The 3567-nt window shown below is 63.7% G+C and carries 4 protein-coding genes and 1 tRNA gene; 2 read left to right on the top strand and 3 right to left on the bottom strand.

Annotation, left to right across the window (positions count from 1 at the left end; all coding sequences use genetic code 11):
• Nucleotides 1-1076: penicillin-binding protein activator (locus tag VZ95_RS15155; protein WP_045776604.1), on the top strand; the 1076-nt coding region annotated here is incomplete at its 5' end.
• An 86-nt stretch (nucleotides 1077-1162) separates the two neighbouring features.
• On the opposite strand, the gene VZ95_RS15160 is transcribed toward VZ95_RS15155, so the two are convergent.
• The 3 genes from VZ95_RS15160 to VZ95_RS15170 form a co-directional block, all read right to left on the bottom strand.
• Nucleotides 1163-1239: transfer RNA gene (locus VZ95_RS15160), tRNA-Arg, on the bottom strand.
• A 30-nt stretch (nucleotides 1240-1269) separates the two neighbouring features.
• The gene (gene pip, locus VZ95_RS15165) at nucleotides 1270-2244 is read right to left on the bottom strand and encodes a prolyl aminopeptidase (RefSeq protein WP_045776605.1); all 975 of its coding nucleotides are present in this window, start codon (nucleotides 2242-2244) and stop codon (nucleotides 1270-1272) included.
• A gap of 61 nt (nucleotides 2245-2305) precedes the next feature.
• Nucleotides 2306-3097 (bottom strand): carbonic anhydrase, encoded by a 792-nt coding sequence (locus tag VZ95_RS15170; protein WP_045776606.1) that lies wholly within the window; start codon nucleotides 3095-3097, stop codon nucleotides 2306-2308.
• Nucleotides 3098-3189: 92 nt separating this feature from the next.
• Here VZ95_RS15170 and VZ95_RS15175 point away from each other — a divergent pair.
• Nucleotides 3190-3567, top strand: a 378-nt coding sequence (locus VZ95_RS15175; protein ID WP_045776607.1) for a hypothetical protein, incomplete at its 3' end; no start/stop codon positions are given.

The following is a 3567-nucleotide window of genomic DNA, read 5'->3' on the forward strand; positions in this document are numbered from 1 at the left end:
TCCCCTCGGCCCCGGCACCGAAGCCCGATATTCGCGTCGCCCTGCTCGCCCCAACCACGGGCCGCGCGCAAGCGGTTGGGGCAAGGTTGGTGGAAGCGGCGCAGCTCGCCGTCTTCGATCACGCGCCGAACGGCTTTAAGCTGCTGCCCTTCGATACCGAGAAAGACGGGGCCGCCGCCGCCGCCCAAGCCGCCGTTGCCGCCGGGGCGCATATCATCATCGGGCCGCTGTTCGCCGCCCAGGTGGCCGAGGTTGCGCCGATTGCCAAAGCCGCAGGCCTCTCCGTCATCAGCTTCTCCAATGATCGCTCGGTCGCGCAGACCGGCGTCTATGTGCTCGGCCTCTCGCCCGTGCAGGCCTTGCAGCGCGCGATTGCGATTACGCGGGAAAAGGGCGCAACCCGCTATGCGGCCCTGGTGCCCGATGCCCCCATCGGCCGCCAACTCACCGCCAGCCTGGAACGCAGCCTGCCGCAACTGGGCGGCAGCCTCGTGCGGGCCGATAGCTATCCGGCGACCGCGACCGATTTCCAAGGCATCGTGCGGCGCACGGCGGAATACGACCGCCGCCGCGCCGATCCGCCGCCGCCGCCCTCCTATCAAGTGCTGGTGATCGGCGAACTCTCGGTGCCGCGCCTGAAGCAGATGGGGCCGTGGATTCCCTATTATGATATCGACGTCAAAGACGTGCGCCTCGTCGGTATGCCGCAGTGGGACGATCAATCGCTGGGGGCCGAACCCGGCTTCGTCGGTGCCTGGTACGCCGCCCCCGACCCCGCCGGGCGTGGGCCGTTCGAGGAAAAATACAAGGCGGCTTACGGTTCGGTGCCGAACCGGCTGTCGTCGCTCGCCTATGACGCCGTGGCGCTGACCGCCGTGATCGGCAAGCTCACCAACGGCCCGAACTTCTCCGATTCGACCCTGACCAATCCCAATGGTTTTGCCGGGGTCGAAGGCCTGTTCCGCCTGAATATGGACGGCAGCAGCGAACGCGGCCTTGCCGTGTGGGAAATCCAACGCGGCCCCCACAAACAAATCGCCCCGGCGCCGGGCAGCTTCTTGCCGCCGACCAATTAGGGCAGGGCCATTAATTACCGTTCCGCGCATGCGGAACGGTTCGGGGGCGTGCGACGGACCGCCGTATTTTAGGCTTTGAAGGTAATTGGCGTCCCCGGCGGGATTCGAACCCACGGCCTGCAGCTTAGGAGGCTGCCGCTCTATCCTGCTGAGCTACGGGGACCGACCCGCAAGCTTTATACGGGATGATGGCTTAAGGGGCAACGAGAGAGGCCAATTCCAGCTTATAGCGTTCGGTTGCCCGCACCAGGGCGGCGCGGATGCCGGGTTCGAGGGCGGCGTGACCCGCATCGGGGATTATCACCAGATCGGCTTCCGGCCAAGCTTGTTTCAGCTCATAGGCCGATACCGCTGGGCAGACCGTGTCGTAGCGGCCCTGGACGATGGTACAGGGCAGGCGGCGGATGCGGCCGATTTGGGTGAGCAACTGCCCTTCCGCCATAAACAGATCATGGACGAAATAATGGGCCTCCAAGCGGCTGATGGCCAGCGTTGCGCCATTCGGCTCCTGCGGCAGGTCGGGCGCGGGCAGCAGGGTGGAGGCGCGGGTTTCGAACTGGCTCCAGGCGTGGGCGACGGGCAGATGGATCGCCGGGTCCGGGTCGGTAAGGCGGCGGTAATAGGCCGTGAGCAGTTCTTGCGGCGTGCGCTGCCCCTGTTCGGCTTCGGGGAGCGCTGCGACGAAATCCTGCCAAGCATCGGGGAAAATCTGGCGGATGCCGGTGAGGAACCAATCGACCTCCGAGCGCCGACCCAGAAAAATGCCGCGCAGCACGAAGCCCAGGCAATGATCGGGGTGCGCCTGCCCATAGGCGAGCGCCAAGGTGGACCCCCACGAGCCGCCGAAAACCAGCCAACGGTCCACCCCGAGTTCGAGGCGCAAGGCTTCGATATCGCCAATCAGGGTTTGGGTAGAATTCTCCCGCACCTCGGCGGTCGGGCGCGAGCGGCCGCAACCGCGCTGATCGAACAGAATAATGCGATAAGCGTCGGGATCGAAAAACCGCCGATGGGTCGGCGAGGCCCCCGCCCCCGGCCCGCCGTGCAAAAACAGCACGGGGAGGCCTTGGGGATTGCCGCATTCTTCCCAATAAACCCGATGAATATCGCCCCGCGCCAACATGCCGTGGCGATGGGGGTCGATCGGGGGGAAGAGGTCGGTCTGCATTCAAGGAGTCTCCGCTGCAAGAGGGAGGCAGTCGCCTCCCCCCTCACAGAACACGCTTAAATCATAGGGTTTCAAGCAAAAAACGCCGGTTCTGCGACTGAATCGGACGGGCATTGAGCGGAAAAAGCGCAGCAAAGGCCTGAATTTGCGCTTTCGACGCCCGCACCGGACGGCGGAAAACCGACCAGAGAATGCCTTCCGTGCAGGGCGGCGTCGTCAACGACCCCGCATAGCGGTAAAAGGCGCGATCGTCAGGCAAAAGCCCATCGAAACGGAGCGGTTCACCCAGCGGTTGCTCCGGGCCGGGTTTCGGCAAATTGGCGAAAACCTGCTTGAGGGTGGCATTTTCGGCCCCCTCTTCAATGAACACACCGAGAACGGCGAGTTCGCCCGCTTCGGACTTATGGACGAAATGGCATTCGAGCGGAAAGGATTTGCCATTCAGCTTATGTTCGCTGGGATGATGGAAATGCGCCTGAACCAGGCTGTAGTTTTTGCGCCCAACGATCAAGCGGCTCCCGGCGGGAACATTCACCTGAATCGTATGGCCGTTATTGATAATACCCGCCGCCGATTCACGATACTCGACATAAAGACCGCCCAACTCGGCGCGAATCCCCTCCTTCAGGTCCAAGGGGCTTTGTTCAACGCCCACTTCACAGGCTTTAAAGTCGGGCTTAAGTTTCCCCCACTGCTGCGGCCCTTCCATGCCATGATAGCTCCAATGAGCCTCGCTGCCGGGATGGGCGGGCGCGGTTTCGCCCCAAGCGGTACCGCTGGTGCAGAGCGGGCACAAGGCGGCGGCGGTCAGGCCGGTCAAGAAGGCGCGGCGGTTTACCTGAACTGGACGCATATTTCTGTCTCCGGCTGGGATTGGCGACTCAATCGACGCAAAGCCGCTAAGCCTTGCGGGCATAAAGTTAACCGAAACCAGAGTTCTGCCAAATGAGACGGTTCACAGGGTTTTTTATTGCGTTTCTTCTTCTTATCCCTGGTATTTCCCCCGCAACCCCTCAGAAAATCACTTCGGTCGCGGGGCAAACGCTCACCCTGGCCGAAGGTCAACAGCTCTGGCTGCTGGGGCTGTGGGGACCGCAACCGGGAACCGATACCAGCCCGGGAGAACCGGGGGCGGCGGAAGCGGAAGCCGCGCTCGCCGCCGATGCGGTGGGGCGCATGGCGAGTACCAGCAGCTTGATGGGGCCGGATCGCAGCGGGCGTTTCGGCGCGATTGTCACGCTGGAGGGCGATCTGGCGTCGCTGAACGAACGGCTCGTGCGCGGCGGCTGGGCGCGGGCCTATCTGGTGCCGGGCTTGCCGAAG

This window comes from Elstera litoralis, assembly GCF_000963705.1.
Lineage (GTDB): Bacteria > Pseudomonadota > Alphaproteobacteria > Elsterales > Elsteraceae > Elstera > Elstera litoralis.

Bases quoted from the DNA above. Each gene is read 5' to 3' on its own strand.
- pip (WP_045776605.1), bottom strand. From the start codon at position 2,244: ATGCAGACCGACCTCTTCCCCCCGATCGACCCCCATCGCCACGGCATG.
- VZ95_RS15170 (WP_045776606.1), bottom strand. From the start codon at position 3,097: ATGCGTCCAGTTCAGGTAAACCGCCGCGCCTTCTTGACCGGCCTGACC.